This is a genomic window from Nocardia grenadensis NBRC 108939 (genome assembly GCF_001613445.1).
Taxonomy (GTDB): Bacteria; Actinomycetota; Actinomycetes; order Mycobacteriales; family Mycobacteriaceae; genus Nocardia; species Nocardia grenadensis.
Genome location: NZ_BDCJ01000070.1, coordinates 1 through 530, shown reverse-complemented (window position 1 = coordinate 530; position 530 = coordinate 1). Strand labels below are relative to the sequence as shown.

At 73.8% G+C, this 530-nt stretch carries 1 protein-coding gene; it reads left to right on the top strand.

The window, feature by feature from the left end:
- Positions 1 to 530: amidohydrolase family protein (locus tag NGR01S_RS29760; protein WP_157107520.1), on the top strand; the 530-nt coding region annotated here is incomplete at both ends.

Here is a 530-nt window from a genome sequence, read left to right as displayed (position 1 = left end):
AACAGCGGGACGCGGCCCGGCGGACCGCGCTGGACGCCGCGGCCGCGCACGGGATCGCGGCCGTGCACGAATGCGCGGGCCCCGATATAGAAGGAGAAGCCGATCTACGCGAACTGCTCGCCTTCGAGCACGGCGTGCAGGTGCGGGCCTACTGGGGCCAGGCGGTGCGCACCGCGGATGAGGCGCGCACCCTGCTGTCCGATCTCGGGGCGCACGGGCTCGCCGGCGATCTGTTCGTGGACGGGTCCATCGGCTCGCATACCGCCCGGCTGCGCGACCCCTACGCCGACGCCCCCGGGACCGGGGTCTCCTACCTGGATGCCGGGGATATCGCCGCGCATGTGCGGGCCTGTACCGAGGCGGGCGTCCAAGCGGGTTTCCATGCCATCGGTGACGGAGCGCTCGACGCGGTGGTGGCCGGGTTCGGGCAGGTGGTCGCCGAACTCGGTGGCCCGGCGGTGGCCGCGCGCGGCCACCGGGTGGAGCACGCGGAACTGCTGGACGCGACACAGATCGAGGCCCTCGCCGCC